At 77.1% G+C, this 17,291-nt stretch carries 23 protein-coding genes and 1 pseudogene; 14 read left to right on the forward strand and 10 right to left on the reverse strand.

The window, feature by feature from the left end:
* Positions 1-5 precede the first annotated feature (5 nt).
* Together ACRYM2_RS04260 and ACRYM2_RS04265 are read left to right on the forward strand one after the other, a co-directional pair.
* Positions 6-389, forward strand: a complete 384-nt coding sequence (locus tag ACRYM2_RS04260) for an STAS domain-containing protein (RefSeq protein WP_432520112.1) — start codon at positions 6-8, stop codon at positions 387-389.
* The gene (locus ACRYM2_RS04265) at positions 386-982 is read left to right on the forward strand and encodes a DUF1684 domain-containing protein (protein ID WP_432520113.1); all 597 of its coding nucleotides are present in this window, start codon (positions 386-388) and stop codon (positions 980-982) included. Before ACRYM2_RS04260 ends, ACRYM2_RS04265 begins: the two co-directional genes overlap by 4 nt.
* A gap of 25 nt (positions 983-1,007) precedes the next feature.
* On the opposite strand, the gene ACRYM2_RS04270 is transcribed toward ACRYM2_RS04265, so the two are convergent.
* Complete coding sequence (locus tag ACRYM2_RS04270) at positions 1,008-1,565, reverse strand: tetratricopeptide repeat protein (RefSeq protein ID WP_432520114.1); 558 nt, start codon at positions 1,563-1,565, stop codon at positions 1,008-1,010.
* Between the two features lie 62 nt (positions 1,566-1,627).
* Positions 1,628-2,428, reverse strand: a complete 801-nt coding sequence (locus ACRYM2_RS04275; protein WP_432520116.1) for an exodeoxyribonuclease III — start codon at positions 2,426-2,428, stop codon at positions 1,628-1,630.
* An 89-nt stretch (positions 2,429-2,517) separates the two neighbouring features.
* On the opposite strand from ACRYM2_RS04275, the gene ACRYM2_RS04280 reads away from it, so the two are divergent.
* The 3 genes from ACRYM2_RS04280 to ACRYM2_RS04290 are packed head-to-tail and all read left to right on the forward strand — an operon-like array spanning position 2,518 to position 4,039.
* Positions 2,518-3,255, forward strand: coding sequence for a FadR/GntR family transcriptional regulator (locus tag ACRYM2_RS04280; protein WP_432520117.1), 738 nt, complete (start codon positions 2,518-2,520; stop codon positions 3,253-3,255).
* Between the two features lie 50 nt (positions 3,256-3,305).
* Positions 3,306-3,641, forward strand: a complete 336-nt coding sequence (locus ACRYM2_RS04285; RefSeq protein WP_432520118.1) for an SRPBCC family protein — start codon at positions 3,306-3,308, stop codon at positions 3,639-3,641.
* Entirely contained in the window at positions 3,638-4,039 is a 402-nt protein-coding gene (locus tag ACRYM2_RS04290) for an ArsR/SmtB family transcription factor (RefSeq protein ID WP_432520119.1), read from the forward strand. Before ACRYM2_RS04285 ends, ACRYM2_RS04290 begins: the two co-directional genes overlap by 4 nt.
* Before the next feature lie 34 nt (positions 4,040-4,073).
* On the opposite strand, the gene ACRYM2_RS04295 is transcribed toward ACRYM2_RS04290, so the two are convergent.
* Positions 4,074-5,081: an aldo/keto reductase gene (locus ACRYM2_RS04295; RefSeq protein ID WP_432520120.1), complete on the reverse strand. Its 1,008-nt coding sequence runs from the start codon at positions 5,079-5,081 to the stop codon at positions 4,074-4,076.
* Positions 5,078-5,926, reverse strand: a complete 849-nt coding sequence (locus tag ACRYM2_RS04300; protein ID WP_432520121.1) for a fumarylacetoacetate hydrolase family protein — start codon at positions 5,924-5,926, stop codon at positions 5,078-5,080. The genes ACRYM2_RS04295 and ACRYM2_RS04300 overlap by 4 nt, the downstream gene beginning before the upstream one ends.
* A gap of 150 nt (positions 5,927-6,076) precedes the next feature.
* On the opposite strand from ACRYM2_RS04300, the gene ACRYM2_RS04305 reads away from it, so the two are divergent.
* The 4 genes from ACRYM2_RS04305 to ACRYM2_RS04320 are packed head-to-tail and all read left to right on the forward strand — an operon-like array spanning position 6,077 to position 8,869.
* Positions 6,077-7,057: an acetylxylan esterase gene (locus tag ACRYM2_RS04305; RefSeq protein ID WP_432520123.1), complete on the forward strand. Its 981-nt coding sequence runs from the start codon at positions 6,077-6,079 to the stop codon at positions 7,055-7,057.
* Positions 7,058-7,068: 11 nt separating this feature from the next.
* Complete coding sequence (gene pyrE / locus ACRYM2_RS04310) at positions 7,069-7,674, forward strand: orotate phosphoribosyltransferase (RefSeq protein ID WP_432520124.1); 606 nt, start codon at positions 7,069-7,071, stop codon at positions 7,672-7,674.
* Positions 7,674-8,042, forward strand: a complete 369-nt coding sequence (locus ACRYM2_RS04315) for a hypothetical protein (RefSeq protein WP_432520125.1) — start codon at positions 7,674-7,676, stop codon at positions 8,040-8,042. Before pyrE ends, ACRYM2_RS04315 begins: the two co-directional genes overlap by 1 nt.
* Positions 8,043-8,092: 50 nt before the next feature.
* Positions 8,093-8,869, forward strand: a complete 777-nt coding sequence (locus tag ACRYM2_RS04320) for a methyltransferase domain-containing protein (protein WP_432520127.1) — start codon at positions 8,093-8,095, stop codon at positions 8,867-8,869.
* Here the strand turns inward: ACRYM2_RS04320 and ACRYM2_RS04325 are convergent.
* The 6 genes and pseudogenes from ACRYM2_RS04325 to ACRYM2_RS04350 all read right to left on the reverse strand — a co-directional run.
* Positions 8,847-9,512: a YigZ family protein gene (locus ACRYM2_RS04325; RefSeq protein WP_432520128.1), complete on the reverse strand. Its 666-nt coding sequence runs from the start codon at positions 9,510-9,512 to the stop codon at positions 8,847-8,849. The genes ACRYM2_RS04320 and ACRYM2_RS04325 overlap by 23 nt on opposite strands.
* On the reverse strand, positions 9,509-10,141 hold the full coding sequence (locus ACRYM2_RS04330) for a DedA family protein (protein WP_432520129.1): 633 nt from the start codon (positions 10,139-10,141) through the stop codon (positions 9,509-9,511). The genes ACRYM2_RS04325 and ACRYM2_RS04330 overlap by 4 nt, the downstream gene beginning before the upstream one ends.
* A 12-nt stretch (positions 10,142-10,153) precedes the next feature.
* Positions 10,154-10,579, reverse strand: a complete 426-nt coding sequence (locus ACRYM2_RS04335; RefSeq protein ID WP_432520131.1) for an acyl-CoA thioesterase — start codon at positions 10,577-10,579, stop codon at positions 10,154-10,156.
* Between the two features lie 24 nt (positions 10,580-10,603).
* On the reverse strand, positions 10,604-11,341 hold the full coding sequence (locus ACRYM2_RS04340; RefSeq protein ID WP_432520198.1) for a DedA family protein: 738 nt from the start codon (positions 11,339-11,341) through the stop codon (positions 10,604-10,606).
* A gap of 177 nt (positions 11,342-11,518) precedes the next feature.
* Positions 11,519-12,631, reverse strand: a complete 1,113-nt coding sequence (locus tag ACRYM2_RS04345; RefSeq protein WP_432520133.1) for a Gfo/Idh/MocA family protein — start codon at positions 12,629-12,631, stop codon at positions 11,519-11,521.
* A 295-nt stretch (positions 12,632-12,926) separates the two neighbouring features.
* Positions 12,927-13,517 (reverse strand): annotated as a pseudogene (locus tag ACRYM2_RS04350) (sugar phosphate isomerase/epimerase family protein); the annotation flags it as partial.
* Positions 13,518-13,672: 155 nt separating this feature from the next.
* On the opposite strand from ACRYM2_RS04350, the gene ACRYM2_RS04355 reads away from it, so the two are divergent.
* From ACRYM2_RS04355 to ACRYM2_RS04375, 5 genes are all read left to right on the forward strand, one after another.
* Positions 13,673-14,080 carry an ankyrin repeat domain-containing protein gene (locus tag ACRYM2_RS04355; protein ID WP_432520134.1) on the forward strand — a complete coding sequence of 136 codons (408 nt, stop codon included), beginning with the start codon at positions 13,673-13,675 and terminating at the stop codon, positions 14,078-14,080.
* Positions 14,081-14,150: 70 nt separating this feature from the next.
* Entirely contained in the window at positions 14,151-14,558 is a 408-nt protein-coding gene (locus ACRYM2_RS04360) for a TOBE domain-containing protein (protein WP_432520135.1), read from the forward strand.
* Positions 14,555-15,352 (forward strand): molybdate ABC transporter substrate-binding protein, encoded by a 798-nt coding sequence (gene modA, locus ACRYM2_RS04365; protein ID WP_432520136.1) that lies wholly within the window; start codon positions 14,555-14,557, stop codon positions 15,350-15,352. Before ACRYM2_RS04360 ends, modA begins: the two co-directional genes overlap by 4 nt.
* On the forward strand, positions 15,349-16,143 hold the full coding sequence (locus tag ACRYM2_RS04370) for an ABC transporter permease (RefSeq protein WP_432520137.1): 795 nt from the start codon (positions 15,349-15,351) through the stop codon (positions 16,141-16,143). The genes modA and ACRYM2_RS04370 overlap by 4 nt, the downstream gene beginning before the upstream one ends.
* Positions 16,144-16,150: 7 nt before the next feature.
* Positions 16,151-17,284 (forward strand): sulfate/molybdate ABC transporter ATP-binding protein, encoded by a 1,134-nt coding sequence (locus ACRYM2_RS04375; RefSeq protein WP_432520138.1) that lies wholly within the window; start codon positions 16,151-16,153, stop codon positions 17,282-17,284.
* The last annotated feature ends 7 nt before the right edge of the window (positions 17,285-17,291 follow it).

Here is a 17,291-nt window from a genome sequence, read left to right on the forward strand (position 1 = left end):
TCGGTGTGACGTCGAGCGAGGTGTTCTCCGGGTTCGCCGGACCCGCGGGGAGGGTGCGGGTGGAGCGCGCCGGGGGCCACGTGGTGGTCCGCCTGGGCGGTGAGGTCGACGCCTGCCTCGGCCCCGAGCTCGGGCGCGGTGTCGAGGCGGCGCTGGCCACCCGGCTGCCGATCCTCGTGCAGGCGCGCGAGGTGACCTTCATGGACTCCACCGGCCTGGGCTTCCTGGCCCGGCTCGCCTCCCGCAGCGCCGAGCGCCGCATCACCGTCACCGGCGCGCCCGACGTCGTGCGCCACCTCGTGCACCGGGCGCGGCTGGAGGGGATGGTCGAGCTCGTGGACCTCCCCGACGGGCCGGGGGACGCCGGCCCGGCGCAGGGGTCCTCGTGAGCCGCCTCGACGTCCTCGACTGGCGCCGCCGCGTCGGCGACCTCTACGCAGCGGTCCGCGCCAGCACCGACCCGGCCGACGGGCACGCCCTGTGGACGGCGGTGCGCGACGAGCTGTTCGCCACCCACCCGGCCAGCCCGCTGCCGCCCGCGGCGCGCGCGGGCTTCCGCGGCCTGCCGGTCGCGCCGTACGACCCCGCCCTGCGCTTCGAGGTGCCCGTGCTGGAGGCGGAGCCGGCGGTGCGCGAGGCCGTCACCGGCACCGACGGGACCGTCCGCTTCGAGCGCGTCGGGCGCGTGGCGCTGCCGGGGGTCGGGGACCTGGACGTGTGGTGGCTGGAGCAGTACGGCGGCGGGCTGTTCCTGCCGCTGAAGGACCCCGGTCCCGGCTACGGCGGTGGGCGCTACGTCCTGGACACCGTCAAGGGCGCCGACCTGGGCGGTGCGCGGGACCCGCGCGAGGCCCTGGTCGTCGACCTCAACTTCGCCTACGCGCCCAGCTGCGCGCACGACCCGGCGTGGGCGTGCCCGCTGCCGCCGCCGGGGAACGCCGTCGACGTCCCCGTGCACGCCGGCGAGCTGGCCGCGGGCTGAGCCGCGGGCCCGCCCGGCCGGTGGTTCAGCCGGTCGGCCCCTGGGCCGGGACGGCGACGCGCTCGCGCAGGTCGACGCTGCGGGGGTGCGAGCGCCCGCGCCGCCAGGCGCCCAGCAGCGCCTCGGTGGCCTCCTCGTCCCCGGCGCAGCGGAACAGCCCCAGCGTGTAGATGCGGGAGGCCTCCTCCGACTGCCGGTGCCAGGCGAACTCCTCGCCCAGGTGCAGGTAGGCCTCCACGTCCGCGGGGCGGTCGGTGAGCACCTCGTCGGCCAGGACCACGGCCTCGCGCAGGTGCCCGCAGACCAGCAGGGCGGAGACGACGTAGCAGCGGGTGTCGGGGGAGACGTGGTCGCCGGTGGCCAGCGCCTGCCGCGCCAGCCGCAGCGCCCGGGAGGCGTCGCCGGCGTAGGCGGCGTGCTCGCTGGCCGCGACGAGCAGGCGGCCGCGGGAGACGGAGTCGCCGGGGACGGCGCCCAGGGCCCACGACTGCAGCAGGTCGGCGACGGCGCGCTGCCCCCGCGCGTCGTTGGCCGCGTTCAGCTCGACCATCTCGAGGTCGTCGCAGGTGACGGGTGATCTCACCCTCCGGAACCTACCGACGGGGGCTGCGGGCGTCTCGCCCGCGAGCGCCCACCGGCCCGTTGTCAGCCGTTCGGCGCAAGCTCCACGACCACCGGCGCGTGGTCGGAGGCGCCCTTGCCCTTGCGCTCCTGGCGGTCGATCGTCGCGCCCGTGACGCGCGCCGCGAACGCCGGTGAGCCGAGCACGAAGTCGATGCGCATGCCCTGGCGCTTGGGGAAGCGCAGCTGGGTGTAGTCCCAGTACGTGTAGGTGCCCGGGCCGGGCGCGTGGGGGCGCACCACGTCGGTGAAGCCGGTCTCGACCAGGGAGCGGAACGCCGCCCGCTCGGGCTCGGAGACGTGCGTGGCGCCGGCGAAGAAGTCCACGTCCCACACGTCGTCGTCCTCGGGGGCGATGTTGAAGTCGCCGACGAGGGCGACGGGGGTGCCCGGGTCCTCGGCCAGCCAGCGCCGGCCCGCCTCGCGCAGCTGCTCCAGCCACAGCAGCTTGTAGGCGTAGTGCGGGTCGTCGAGGCCGCGGCCGTTGGGCACGTACAGGCTCCACACGCGCACCCCGCCGCACGTCGCGCCGATCGCCCGGGCCTCGACGACCGCGGGGTCGCCGAAGCGGGGGACGTCGGGGGAGAAGGAGGTGCTGACGTCCTCCAGGCCCACCCGCGACACCAGCGCGACGCCGTTCCACTGCGACAGCCCGTGGTGGGCCACCTCGTAGCCGAGGTCGGTGAACGCCTGCTCGGGGAACTGCTCGTCCTTGCACTTGGTCTCCTGCAGGGCGACGACGTCGACGTCGCTGCGGTCGATCCAGGCCAGGACGCGGTCGAGTCGGGCGCGGATCGAGTTCACGTTCCAGGTGGCGAGTCGCACGGTCGGGACGTTACCCCGCGCGGGCCCGCGCCGAGTCGTCGGACGACTAGGCTGACGGGCCCCGGACCTGCACCCGGACTGGAGGCGACGTGCCCAGCGAGCAGCCCGACGGCCGGGGGGTGCCGTCCCCCTCCCAGGTGGACGTGGTCGTCGGCGGCATCAAGGGGATGCTCCTCGACGGGACGCTGGGGCCCGGGCAGCGCCTGCCGGTGGAGGCCGACCTGGCGCGCGCGCTCGGCGTCTCGCGCGGTCCGCTGCGCGAGGGCGTGCGGGCGCTGTCCCACCTGGGGGTGCTGGAGACGCGGCAGGGCGCGGGGACCTACGTCACCGCCCTCGACCCCGCGCTGCTGCTGGCGCCGGTGTCCTTCCTCGCCGAGCTGCAGCAGCCCGCCTCGCCCGCGCTGCACGAGGTGCGCCGGCTGCTGGAGACCGAGGCGGCCGCCCTGGCCGCCCGGCACGCCGGCCCGCAGGCGCTGGCGGCCGTGCAGGAGGCGCTGGACGCGGTGGCCGGCCCGGGCGCGGTGGACCCGCAGGTGTTCGTCGAGGCCGACGTCCGCTTCCACCGGGCGCTCGCGCAGGCCAGCGGGAACCCCGTGCTGGCCGCGCTGGTGCAGGCGTTCGCCGGGCCGGCGGTGCGGGCGCGCTCGCGGGCGGCGGTGGGCGACGAGGGCGCCCTCGCGCGGACGGTCCAGGAGCACCGCGCGGTCCTGGAGGCGGTGCGCGCGGGCGACCCCGACCGGGCGCGGCGGCGGATGGGCGCGCACCTGCCGGCGGTGGAGGACCCCCTCGCGGGCGCGGGGGAGGACCCGGACGCCGGTCCGTCCTGAACCCCGGCGGCGCCGCACGGCGCCCTGCGGGTCCCGCGGGGTCTTGCGGGGTGCGCAGCGGCACCCGCGACGGGGTGCCGACGAAGACCGCCACCGCCCGCCGCACGTACGCCACCGACCAGGCCGACCTGTGGGAGGCCCTCACCAGCACCGAGCGGCTGCCCCGCTGGTTCCTGCCGGTCAGCGGCGACCTGCGCGCCGCCGGAACCCTGCTGGAACTCGTGCACGAGGCACCCGTCGACCCGGGGACGTGGGAGCGGTTCGGCCCCGGCGCCGTGGGCGTCGGCTGGCCCACGACCCCGGAGGGCACCGCGTTCGTGCACCGGGCCGCCGAGCGCACGGTGGAGTTCTGCACGGTCGTCCCCGAGGGCGCTGCCGGCGCGTGAACGAGGACGTCTTCGCGGCGCTCGCCGACCCCACCCGCCGGCGGGTGCTGGAACTGCTGGCCGGCGTGGAGGAACCGGTGAGCGCCATCACCGCGGCGCTGCAGGCGCACCACCCGATCTCCCAGCCGGCCGTCTCGCAGCACCTCAAGGTGCTGCTGGCGGCGGGACTGGTCAGCGTCCGCGCCGAGGGCACCCGCCGGTTCTACGCCCTGGACCCGCGCGGCCTGGAACCCGCGCGCCAGTGGCTCGCCGGGCTCGCCGACCCGCTGCAGGCGTTCGCCGGACCGCTCGACGCCCTGGCCACCGAGGTCGCCCGCGGCCGCCGCGCCCGCCGCACCGGGACGCCGTCCGCGGGGCGGGGTGACGCGGGGCAGGACCGCGCGCAGGACGCCGGGTAGCGGCCGCCGACGACGCCGCGGCCCGGGCGGGCGGTCAGCCCGGTGCCGGCAGCGGCACGTCCTCGCGCACGGTCCCGGCCTCGCGCAGCGCCCGCCACGCCCCGGCGGGGACCTCGACGTCGAGCAGCGCGGCGGCCGCGCGCACCTCCTGCGGGCTGCGCACCCCCAGGAGCGCGGACGCGACCGCGGGGTGGGCGAGCACGGCCTGCACCGCGAGCGCCGGCAGCGGGACGCCGTGCTCGCGCGCGGTCCGGGCGGCGGTGCGGGCCCGCGCGAGCACGGCGGCGGGGACGGGCGCGTAGCGGTACGTCGCGTCCTCGCGGGGTTCGTCGACGGCCAGCAACCCGGAACCGAGCACCCCGCCGAGCACGACGGACGTCCCGCGGCGCAGCGCCGCCGGCAGCAGGTCGTCGAGCGCCGGCTGCTCCAGCAGGTCGTACTGCCCCGCGCACAGGACGACGTCGAGGTCGAACTCCTCGACGAGCGAGGTCAGGTGCGCCGAGGAGTTCATCCCGGCGCCCACCGCGCGCACCAGGCCCTCCTCGCGCATGCGCAGCAGTTCCGGCAGGGCGCCGGCGCGCGCGGCGTCCAGGTGCTCGTCGGGGTCGTGGACGAGCAGCACGTCGACGCGGTCCAGCCCCAGCCGCTCCAGGCTCTCCTCCAGGCTGCGGCGCACGCCCGCGGCGGAGAAGTCCCACACCCACCGGCGGGTGGCGGGCACGTCGAAACCGCCGTCGCGGGTGGCCGGCGCGCCCTCCTCGACGGGTTCCACCAGCCGGCCCACCTTGGTCCCCAGCACGAACCGCCCGCGCGGCACGCCGCGCAGCGCGCGGCCGATGCGCTCCTCGGACAACCCGGTCCCGTAGTGCGGGGCGGTGTCGACGTAGGTGATCCCCTCGGCCAGGGCGGTGCGCACCGCCTCCAGCGCGACGTCCTCGTCGACGGCCGTGAACAGGTTCCCCACCGGCGCCCCGCCGAAACCCAGGCGGGGGACCTCCACGTCCGAACGCCCCAGCCGGCGCGTCCCGCCGCGCAGGCTCACGCGGCCGCCAGCTCGTTGCGGGTGCGGCCCAGGCCGTCGACCTCGCACTCGACGACGTCGCCGGCGCGCAGGTACGGCTTCGGTTCCGGGCGGCCCATCGCCACCCCGGCGGGGGTTCCCGTGTTGATGACGTCGCCGGGCTGCAGGACCATGAACCGGCTGAGGTAGCGCACGAGCTCGCCGACCCCGAAGACCATGTCCCGCGTCGTCCCCTCCTGGCGCAGCTCCCCGTTCACCCACAGGCGCAGGCCGAGGTCGCCCGGGTCGGGCACCTCGTCGGCGGTGACGAACCACGGCCCCATCGGGTTGAACGTCTCGCAGTTCTTGCCCTTGTCCCACTGCCCGCCGCGCTCGAGCTGGAACTCCCGCTCGGACACGTCGTGGGAGACGACGTAGCCGGCGACCGCGGCCAGCCCCTCCTCCGCGCTGTCCAGGTAGCGCGCCGTCGCACCCAGGACGACGCCGAGCTCCACCTCGTAGTCGGTCCTGGTGCTGCCGCGCGGGACGAGGACGGTGTCGTGCGGGCCGACGACGGTGGAGGGCAGCTTCAGGAACAGGATCGGTTCGGCCGGGATCGCGGCTCCCGTCTCCGCGGCGTGGTCGCGGTAGTTCAGCCCGATGCAGACCACCGCCCCCGGGCGCGGCACGGGTGCGCCGACGCGGCGGCCGCTCAGGTCCACCTCCGGCGCCGTCCCCGCCCGCACGGCGGCGTCCGCGGCCGCCAGGTCCTCGGCCGACCAGGGCCGCTGCGCGTCGAGGACCCCCGTGAGGTCGAGCGTGCGCCCGTCGGGGAGCAGGGCCGCCGGGGTCTCCCGGCCCAGCGGGCCGGTGCGCAGGAGCTTCACGGAGGTCCTCCCTGGATCGCGTCGGGCCGCCCTCGGCCCGATCGCCTCGACGAGACCCTGACGCCGCCCCGGGCGCAGTGTCAAGATGTCGTCTGATGAATCCCGGCCGCGCGGTGGCGGGGGAACCGTTCCGGTCGACGAGGAGTCGGTGTGGCGCTGTCGGACATGTCCCTGGAGGAGCTGGAGCGCCTGGAGGTCGTCCTCGACGAACCCGCCGACCTCGACGAGTTCTGGCGGACCACCCTGGAGCAGGCCGCCGCCCACCCCCTCGACGTGCGCCGCGCACCGGTGGCGACCCGCCTGACGACCCTGGTGCACGAGGAGTTCTCCTTCGCCGGCTGGGGCGGGGACCGCGTCAACGCCTGGCTCGTGCGCCCCGCGGGCGTGCCGGGGCCGCTGCCGGCCGTCGTGGAGTTCATCGGCTACGGCGGCGGGCGCGGGCTGGCCGAGGACCGGCTCACCTGGGCGAGCGCGGGCTACGCCCACCTCGTCGTCGACACCCGCGGGCAGGGGGCCGTGTGGGGCGGCGGGGGCGCGACCGGCGACCCGGCCGGTTCCGAGGTGTCCGCACCGGGCTTCACCACGCGCGGGATCCTCGACCGCGACACCTACTACTACCGGCGGGTCTTCACCGACGCGGTCCGCGCCGTCGAGGCCGCGCGCAGCCAGCCGGACGTGCTGGCGGACGCCGTGAGCGTCACGGGGACCAGCCAGGGCGGCGGGATCGCGCTGGCCGCGGGCTCGCTGGCGCCCGGGGTGCGCGCCGTCATGGCCGACGTGCCGTTCCTGTCGTGGTTCCGCCGCGCCGTGCTCGTGGCCGACACCGAGCCCTACGCCGAGATCACCCGCTACCTGGCCGTCCACCGCGACCGCGTCGAGCAGGTGCTCACCACCCTCGACCACTTCGACGTCGCGCACCTCGTCGCGCGCGCCGGCGCCCCCGCGCTGGTCTCGGTGGCCCTCATGGACCGCACCTGCCCGCCGTCGACGGTGTGGGCGGCCCACCGCCGCTACGGGCTGCGCGGCGGCGGCCGCTGCGAGCTGGCGGTCTACCCCTTCAACGGCCACGAGGGCGGCCAGTCGCACCACTGGCGCCGCCAGCTGGAGTGGCTGGCGGGTCAGCTCGCCTAAGCTGCCGTGCCGTGAGCACCCCAGCCCCCGAGCCGGCCACCAGCACCGCCCGCACCCGCCTCGCCGCGCTCGTCGCGGACAAGGCCGTCGTGCGCGGGCGGGTGACGCTGTCCAGCGGCGAGCAGGCCGACTACTACGTCGACCTGCGCCGCACCAGCCTGGACGGCGAGGCCTCCGCGCTCATCGGCCCGGTGCTGCTCGACCTCGTCGCCGACTGGGACTTCGAGGCCGTCGGCGGGCTGACCATGGGCGCGGACCCGGTCGCGCTGGCGATGGTCCACGCCGCCAACGCCCGCGGCTGGGCGGCCGCCCACGGCGGCCGGGCCCTGGACGCCTTCGTGGTGCGCAAGGCGGAGAAGGCCCACGGCCTGCAGCGGCGCATCGAGGGCCCCGACGTCGCGGGCCGCCGGGTGCTCGCCGTGGAGGACACCTCCACCACCGGCGGCTCCGTGCTCACCGCCGTCGAGGCGCTGCGCGAGGCCGGTGCGCAGGTCGTCGGGGTCGCCGTCATCGTCGACCGCGACACCGGCGCCAAGGAGCGCGTCGAGGCCGCCGGCCTGGAGTACCGGGCCGCCTTCGGGCTGGCCGACATCGGCCTCGCCGGCGAGGGCTCCTGATGGGCACCGCGGGCACCGTCGTCCTCGTCGTCGTGCTGCTGCTGGTCCTGCTCGCCCTGCTGTGGGCGGTGAGCACCCGGGCCGCGCTGGTGCGCATGCGCGACCTGGCCGTGGAGGCGGGGGCGCTGGCCGAGCAGCGCCGCAGCCGGCTGGCCGACCTCACCCTGCACGCCGGCGGTGAGCAGGGAGCGGACCCGCAGCTGCACCGGGCGATGGCCGACGCCGAGCACCGCCTCGCCGGCGACCTCGCCTTCCACGCGGCCGCCGTGCGCGCCTACGACAGCCGGCTGGCCGCCGTGCCCGCCTCCTGGGTGGGGGCGCTGACCGGTCTGCACCCGCTGGGCGCGGCCGCGGACCACGAGCGCTGAACGCGCTGCCGGAGGGGCTGCGGGCCGCGCTGCCCGCGCTGCGCTGCCCGGTGTGCGCGCAGGGCCTGCGGGCGCTCGGCCCCGGGGTCGGCTGCGCGGCCGGGCACCGCTTCGACCTGGCGCGCCAGGGCCACCTGACCCTCGCCGCGGGCGCCAAGGCGCCCGGTGACACCCCGGCGATGGTCGCCGCCCGCGAGCGCTTCCTGGGCGCCGGGCACTACGACGCCGTCGCCGCCGCCGTGGCCGCGCTGGCCGCCCCCGCGCGGTTCGTCGTGGACGTGGGCGGGGGCACCGGGCACTACCTGGCGGCCGTCCTGGAGGCCACCGGCGCGCACGGCGTCGTCGTCGACGCCTCCACCGCGGCCCTCAAGCGCGCCGCCCGCTGCCACCCGCGCGCCGCGGCCGTGGGGGCGGACGTGTGGCGCGGCCTGCCGTTCGCGGACGCCTGCGCGGACCTGGTCACGACGGTCTTCGCCCCGCGCGGGGTCGCCGAGGTCGCCCGGGTGCTGCGCCCGGGCGGGCGCTGGATCGTGGTCACCCCGCTGCCCGAGCACCTGGAGCAGGTCCGCGGGCCGCTGGGCATGGTCGGCGTCGAGGAGCGCAAGGCGGACCGGCTGCACGCCGACCTCGCGGCCTTCGAGGCCGTCACCGAGCGCGAGCTGCGGGTGCGGCGCTCCTTCGGGCGCGAGGACCTGCGCGCGCTCGTGCTCATGGGACCCAGCGCCCACCACGTCGAGACCGCCGACCTCGACGCCCGCCTGGCCGCCGTCGCCGACCCGGCCGAGGTCACCGTCGCCGTGCGCCTCACCGTGGTCCGCCGCCCCTGACCGGGCGGAGGACGCGGTCGAGGACGGTGAGCGGGACGTCGAAGCCGGCGGCGGCGAGGGTGGAGCCCAGCGCGTCCCGGCCGCCGGGGGCGACGGCGACGACCGCCCGCCAGCCGTCCGCGCTCCAGCGCACCTCCTCCGGCGCGTGCGCGCGGCGCAGCTCGGCCTCCAGGCGGCCCGCGTCGGCGTGCCCGGCCCGCACCTCCACGAGGTCGGCCCAGGCCCGGTGCACCGTCCCGGCCGCGGCCAGCGCGCCGGAGACCGCCCCGCCGTAGGCGCGCACGAGGCCCCCGGTGCCCAGCAGCACCCCGCCGAACCAGCGGCTGACGACCGCGACGACACCGGTGACCCCCGCGCCGCGCAGCGCCGCCAGCACCGGGGCGCCGGCCGTGCCGGCGGGCTCGCCTGGGGGCACCTCCCGCTCGCGGGGGACGTCGCTGGAGCGCACCAGCGCGCCGTCCTCGCCGAGCACGCTCGCCGTGCAGTGGTGGCGGGCGTCGGGGAACTCCCGGCGCACCCGCGCCACGACGGCCTCCGCGGCCGCCGTGTCCTCGACGGGCTCCAGCGTGCACGTGAAGCGCGAGCGCTCCACGAGCGACTCGGTGCGCACGGCCCGGGCGGGGACCGGCAGCGGCTGCCTCACGGCTGCGCCGGCGGGCGGCTGCGCCGGCGCCGCCGCAGCCAGCCGACGAGCGGGGCGAGGACCGAGAAGAGGACGGCCACGCCGGCGATCGAGTACGCCAGGGAGCGCACCCACGGCAGCGAGTCGGCCGCGTAGCCGGCCAGCACCAGCAGCGCCCCCCACGTGATGGCGCCGACGACGTTGGCGGAGGCGAACTTGGCGTAGGGCATCGCGGCGGTGCCGGCGATGATCGGGGTGAAGGCCCGCAGCCACGGGATGTAGCGGCAGCCCACGACGGCGAACCAGCCGTAGCGCTCGTAGAAGGCCTCGGCCCGCGGCAGGTGCTGCGCGGCCTTGCCGGCGCGGCGCAGCAGCCACGGCCGGCCCAGCCGGCGCCCCGACCAGTAGCCCACCGTGTCGCCGATCACGGCGGCCAGCGTGACGCCGACGACGAGCACCGGCAGCGACAGCGGGGAGCCGTCGCGGGCGGCGAGCAGGCCGGCGGTGAACAGCACGGTGCTGCCGGGCAGCCAGAAGCCGACGAGGGTGCCCGTCTCGGCGAAGACGATGCCGAAGACGAGGGCGTACACGCCGTAGGCCCCGAGCTCCTCGAGGTTCGGGTCGGCGAGCTGGGACAGCCACTCGGACACGGGGACGCCCGCTCAGCCGGCCAGCAGGGCCAGCTGGGAGCGCTCGTCCTCGCCCAGCCGCCGCGGCCGCCCGGCCGCGAAGTCGTAGGCCACGCAGGTCGTCGTGGCGCGCACGTAGGTGCGCAGCTCCCCGACGGCCGCCTCGTCGGCCTCGAGGACCTCGTAGGAGACCTCGAAGCTCGCCCCGCCGGTGCGGCTGACCCACAGGTCCACGGCCACCGGCTCCAGCCGGTAGTCCAGGGGCCTGAGGTAGTCCACGGTGTGCCGGGCCACCACCATCCCGGTGGCGAGCATGGGCACCCCGCCGTCCCGGTGGGCCATGCCGAAGGCCCGCACGCGCGCCTCCTCGAGCAGGCGCAGCACCTCGACGTTGTTGACGTGGCGGTAGGCGTCCATGTCCCCCCACCGCAGGGACAGCAGGAGACGCTGACGGGCCATCCCGTCATCCTGCCCGGTGGGTGCTCAGCGCTGGGTCTCGGGGGCCTTGTCGTCCACGGCCGCGGCCTGCGCGGGGATGCGGGCGGCCCTGCGCTCCTTGGCGCGGGCGCGCAGCACCTCGATGCCGATGGGCACCAGCGAGACGACCACGAGGGCCAGCAGGCCGATCTCGATGTTCTCGCGGACCAGGGTGATGCTGCCCAGGCCGTAGCCGAGGACCGTCACGCCCGTGCCCCACAGGACGGCGCCGATGCCGGAGAAGAGGAAGAAGGTGCGCCGGTGCATGCGCCCCGCACCGGCCGCGACGGTGATGAAGGTGCGCACGATCGGCACGAAGCGGGCCAGGATGATCGCCCGGGCGCCGTACTTGGCGAAGAACTCCTGCGTCTGCTCCACGTGCTTGCGCTTGAAGATCCGCGAGCCCGGCCGGTCGAAGACCGCCGGGCCGGCCTTGCGGCCGATCTCGTAGCCGGTCACGTTGCCGACGAAGGCCGCCACCGACAGCACGAGGCAGACGAACCACAGCGGGTGCGGCACGAAGCCCTCGTGCTGGAAGAGCCCGACGGTGAACAGCAGCGAGTCGCCGGGCAGGAAGAAGCCGACGAGCAGACCGCACTCGGCGAAGACGATGAGGGCCGCGCCCCACAGGGCCCACCCTCCGAGCGAGTTCAGCAGTCCGGTCGGCTCCAGCCAGTCCGGCAGCAGCGCGGGGGCCGCGGCGGGGGCTGCGGCGGAGACGACGGCCGAGACGTCGGCGAGCAGGGGCACGTGCTCCAGGGTAAGTCCGGCCCGCAGCGCCGGGAACGGCCGCGGCCGATGATCAGCCCAGAGGATGACGTGAGCTGCGCGGACACGCGGACGGGGTCCACCGTGCGGCGGACCCCGTCCGGGTGATGCTCAGCCGGACGGCGGTCGTGGACCGTCGTGCGGCGTGCCCGATCAGACCGTGCGGGCGAAGGGGTCCCAGTCGTCCGGCAGCGGGGCGGCCTTCTCGACCGTGCTCGTGACGTCGACGAACTGCCGGGTGCGCACCGACTCGTCGATGGCGACCATGACGTCGAGGACGTGGTGGGCCAGCGAGCCCTGCACGCGGTGCGGGCGCCCGGCGCGCAGCGCGCGCGCCATCTCCAGCACCCCGGTGCCGCGGGTGGACTGCGCCTTCGTGGAGGCCAGGACCTCCCAGTCCTCGCCGCCCTTGCGCATGATCCGGACGTCGCCGTCGAAGTTGTTCGGGTCCGGCAGCGCCAGCGTCGCCTCGGTGCCGCTGATCTCCACGAAGCCGTGCCGCTGCAGCTGGGAGTCGAAGCTGAAGGTGCTCTGCGAGCTCTGGCCGCTGCTGAAGCGGGCGAGGGCGCTGACGTGGGTGGGGACGGTCACCTCGAAGCTCTCGCCCGCCTTGGGGCCGGAGCCGATGACGCGCGACTCGCGCGACTTGGACCCGATCGCGGCGACGGACTCGACCGCCCCGAAGGCCTGCACGAGCGTCGTCACGTAGTAGGGGCCGATGTCGAACAGCGGGCCCGCGCCGGTCTGGAAGAGGAAGGCCGGGTTGGGGTGCCAGGACTCCGGCCCCGGCGACTGCATGAGCGTCAGGGCCGTCAGCGGCGTGCCGATGTCGCCGCGGGCGAGGGCCTTGAGCGCGGTCTGCAAGCCGGTGCCGAGGAAGGTGTCCGGGGCGCAGCCCAGGCGCAGGCCCGCCGCGTCCGCCGCGCCGAGCAGCCGCTGGCCGCCCTCGAGGTCGAGGGCGACGGGCTTCTCGCTCCACACGTGCTTGCCGGCCGCCAGGGCCTGCAGGGAGACCTCGACGTGGGCGGCGGGGATCGTCAGGTTGACGACGATCTCGACCTCGGGGTCCTCCAGCACGGCGTCGATGCCGCCGTGGCGGGGGACGCCGTGCTCCTCGGCGCGCGCCTTGGCGGCCTCGGGGAAGAGGTCGCCGATGGCGTGCACCCGCACGTCGGGGAAGCTCGTGAGGTTCTCGAGGTAGGTGCCGCTGATGACGCCGGCGCCGATGATGCCGATGCCGACGGGTCCGGTGCGCTGCTCGCTCATGCCAGGGCCTTCGTGAGGTGCTCGTAGCTGGCGGCGACGGCGTCGAAGACGTCGCCGGTGGGGGGGGGGGGGGGGGGGGGGGGGGGGGGGGGGGGGGGGGGGGGGGGGGGTGGGGTGCGCGGCTGGGTGTTGGGAGGGGGTGGGTGGGGTGGGGGTTGGGGGCGGCGACGGCCTCGCCGACGGCCCCCCGGCCCCCCCCCCCCCCCCCCCCACCGAGGTCGACCCCGCCCGCGGCGGCGAGGATGGCGGCCACGTCGAGCTGGCCGGCGCCGAAGGCGACCTGCTTCTTGGTGTCCATCGTGCCGTCGCCGTCCTTGAGGTGGACGGCCTTGACGCGCGAGCCCAGCCGGCCGAGCAGCTCGGGCACGTCGACACCGCCGACGACCGCCCAGTAGGTGTCGACCTCCAGGGCGACGGAGTCGTCGAGGGAGTCGGCCAGGACCTCCAGCGCGGGCCGGCCGCCGATGCGGTTCTCCAGCTCGAACTGGTGGTTGTGGTAGCCGATGGTCACGCCGGCGTCGGCGGCCTTCGCGGCGGCGGCGTTGAGCTCGGCGGCGATCGCCGCGACGTCCTCGGCGGTGGTCCAGCGCGCGGGGTCCACGTGCGGCTCGACCACGAAGGTGGTGCCGGTCGTGGCGGCGGCCGCCAGGACGGCGTCGACGTCGCCGCCGACGACCTTGGCGTGCGCGCTGGGGGCGCTCAGCCCGTGGCGGGCGAGCGCGGGCGCGAGGGCCTCGGCGGAGTCGGCCAGCCCGAAGGGCTCGACCTTGCGGAACCCGAAGCCCGCCAGCCGCGCCAGCGTGCCGTCCAGGTCCGCAGCCAGCGCCTCGCGGACGGTGTACAGCTGCACGGAGACCTTGTCGATGGTCAGTGTCTGATCGGCCATGGGGGGGAGTTCTCGTCCTCTCGGGTCCACCTCGCAGGGCGACCCTCTCTGGACGCCCTCGTCCCGGCGCGGACGGTGCCGAACCGGTTCAGTCACGGTACGGGCAGGGCCCCGTCCGGCGCCAGTGCCTGCGGCGCGCGGCTTACGATCGGCCGGTGAGCGACGCACTGACCGAGGACGAGCTGCGCTTCCTGCAGGAGACCTTCGACCTGGCCCGCGCCGGCCGCACGGCCGAGCTCGCCGAGCGCGTCGACGCCGGCGTGCCGGTGGACCTCACGAACTCCGGCGGCGACACGCTGCTGCTGCTGGCGGCCTACCACGTGCACCCGGACACCGTCCGCGCGCTGCTGGAGCGCGGGGCCGACCACGCGCGCGTCAACGACAAGGGGCAGACGGCGCTGGGGGCGGCGGTCTTCCGCCGGGCCGCGGACGTCGTCACCGCGCTGCTGGAAGCCGGTGCCGACCCGGCGCTGGGCCGCCAGTCCGGCCTCGCCGTCGCCGAGGTCTTCGACCTGCCGGAGATGGCCGAGCTGCTGCGCTCGCACGGGTCCCGCCCCGCCTGACCTCCGCTGGGCGCCCGCAGGCGCGGGCGCTGCGGGCCGTTCCGGCCGCACCTGCGGCTAGAGTGCCCTCGTGCCGCTGTACCGCATCCGCGAGGTCGCCGACCTGCTCGGCGTCTCCGACGACACCGCCCGCCGCTGGGCGGACGCCGGCGCGCTGCCGAGCACCCTGGACGCCGGCGGGCGCACCGTCGTGGACGGCGCCGCCCTGGCCGCCTTCGCCGTCGAGCACGCCGCCGCGGCGGCCAGCGACCCGGCCGCCGTGCGGCGCTCGGCGCGCAACCGCTTCACCGGCCTGGTCACCCGCGTGGTGGCCGACGGCGTCATGGCGCAGGTGGAGATGCAGTGCGGACCGCACCGCGTCGTCTCGCTCATGAGCCGCGAGGCCGCCGAGGAGCTGCACCTGGAACCCGGCAGCCGCGCCACCGCCGTCGTGAAGGCCACCACGGTCGTCGTCGAGACCGCGGCCGGCCGCTCGTGAGGGCCCGCCCCGCCCGCCGCGCGGCCTCCCGCCCCGCCGCCGCGGTCCTCGCGGCCGGGCTGCTGCTCGGCGCGTGCGCCCCCTCCGGCGGCGCCTCCGCGGGTGCGCAGGACGAGCGGACCCTCACCGTCTTCGCGGCCGCCTCGCTGCGGGAGCCGTTCACCGCGATCGGCGAGCGCTTCGAGCAGGCGCACCCGGGCGTGCGCGTCACCTCCAGCTTCGCGGGCTCCTCCGACCTCGTCAGCCAGGTCGTCGAGGGCGCCCCCGCCGACGTCCTCGCCTCGGCCGACGAGAGGACCATGGCGCAGGTGGTGGACGCCTCCCTGACCGCGGGCGAGCCGGTCGACGTCGCCACGAACGTGCTGCAGATCGCCACCCCGCCCGGCAACCCGGCCGGCATCACCTCCTTCGCCGACCTCGCCCGGCCCGGTGCGCGGGTCGTGCTCTGCGCGCCGCAGGTGCCCTGCGGGTCCGCGGCGCGGACCCTGCAGGAGCGCACGGGCGTCGACCTGGCCCCCGTCAGCGAGGAGTCCTCGGTGACCGACGTGCTGGGCAAGGTCGTCTCCGGCGAGGCCGACGCCGGGCTGGTCTACGTCACCGACGTGGCCGCCGCCGGCGACGCCGTGACCGGCGTGCCCTTCCCCGAGGCGGCCGGCGCGGTGAACACCTACCCGGTCGCCGCGCTGCGCGAGGCCGCCGACGCCGACCTCGCCCGGCGCTTCGTCGAGTTCGTCGCGGGCGAGCAGGGCCGCTCCGCGCTGCGCGCGGCGGGGTTCGGGGTCCCCGCGGCGTGAGCCGGGACGAGCGCGTGGTGGGCCTGCCCCGCTGGGTCCACGTCCCGGCCGCGGCCGGGCTGCTGCTCGTCCTCCTCCCGCTCGCCGCGATCATCGCGCGCGTGGACTGGGCCCGCTTCGGCGACCTCGTCACCTCCCCCTCCTCCACGGCCGCGCTGCGCCTGAGCGTGCAGACCGCGACGGCCAGCACCTGCTGCTGCCTGGTCCTCGGCGTCCCGATGGCGCTGGTGCTGGCGCGCGGCGACCTCCCCGGCCTGCGGGTGCTGCGCTCGATCGTCCTGCTGCCGCTGGTCCTGCCGCCGGTCGTGGGCGGGCTGGCGCTGCTGTACGCGCTCGGGCGGCGCGGCCTGCTCGGCGGGGTGCTCGACGGCTTCGGGGTGAGCATCGCCTTCAGCACCGCCGCGGTCGTCCTGGCGCAGACGTTCGTCGCGCTGCCCTTCCTCGTCGTCAGCCTGGAGGGGGCGCTGCGCACCGCCGGCCGCCGCTACGAGACCGTCGCGGCCACGCTGGGCGCGCGCCCCGGCCGGGTCCTGTTCCGCGTCACCCTCCCGCTCGTGGGCCCGGGCCTGGTCTCCGGCGCGGTGCTCGCCTTCGCGCGGGCCCTCGGCGAGTTCGGCGCCACCGTCACCTTCGCGGGCAGCCTGCAGGGCGTCACCCGCACGCTGCCGCTGGAGATCTACCTGCAGCGCGAGAGCGACCCCGACGCCGCCGTCGCGCTCTCGCTGCTGCTCGTCGCGGTCTCGGTGCTCGTCGTGGTGCTCGTGCGCGGGCGCACCGCCACCGGTGCGTGAGCCGGGCGTGCAGCGGCAGGCGGGGCAGGGGCTGCTGGCCGCCGTCCGGCACGCCCCGCGCGGCGCCGCGTTCGAGCTGGAGGTCGCCCCCGGGGAGGTGCTCGCGGTGCTGGGCCCCAACGGGGCCGGCAAGTCCACGCTGCTCGCCCTGCTGGCCGGGCTGCTGCGGCCCACCGGCGGGCGCGTCGTGCTCGACGGGCGGGTGCTCTCCGAGGCCCGGGGCGCCTTCGTCCCCCCGCACCGGCGCGGGGTGGGGCTGCTCGCCCAGGAACCGCTGCTCTTCCCGCACCTGGGCGTCGCGGCCAACGTCGCCTTCGGCCCCCGCAGCGGTGGTGCCTCCCGGGCCCGCGCGCGCCGCGAGGCGCTGCGCTGGCTGGAGGCGGTGGGGGCGGCCGACCTCGCCGACCGACGTCCCCGGCAGCTGTCCGGCGGCCAGGCCCAGCGCGTCGCGCTCGCCCGCGCGCTCGCCGCCGACCCGCGCCTGCTGCTGCTCGACGAGCCGATGGCCGCGCTGGACGCCGCGGCGGCGCCGGAGGTGCGCCGGGTCCTGCGCGGCGTGCTGCGCGGCGGCGGGGACGGCGGCGGCGGGGAGGGGGACCGGTGCGCCGTGCTCGTCACCCACGACCCGCTCGACGCGCTCGCCCTCGCCGACACCGTCGTCGTCGTGGAGTCCGGGCGCATCAGCGAGCGCGGGCCGGTGCGCCAGGTGCTGTCCGCCCCGCGCAGCGCCTTCGGCGCCCGCGTGGCCGGGCTCGTGCTGCTGCCCGGCCGCGCCGGGGGCGGCGGCCTGCGCACGGCCGGCGGCCACGAGGTCGCCGGGGTGGTGGACCCCGCCTGCCGGCCGGGCGAGGCGGCGGTCGCGGTCTTCAGCCCGTCCGCGGTCGCCGTGCACGCCGCCGACCCCGGGGGCAGCCCCCGCAACCGCTGGCCGGCCACCGTCGTCGACGTCCAGCCGCGCGGTGAGGTCGTGCGGCTGCGCGCCCGCGCCGGGGACCTCGAGCTGCTGGCCGACCTCACCCTCGCCGCGGCGGCCGAGCTCGACCTGGTCCCCGGCGCCGTGGTCCACCTCGCCGTCAAGGCGACCGCCGTGCGGATCCACCCCGCGGCCGAGGAACGGCCACCCTTCGGTGGACGTCCGTGACGCACGG

The organism is Kineococcus aridisoli, assembly GCF_050871885.1.
In the GTDB taxonomy this organism is placed as follows: domain Bacteria; phylum Actinomycetota; class Actinomycetes; order Actinomycetales; family Kineococcaceae; genus Kineococcus.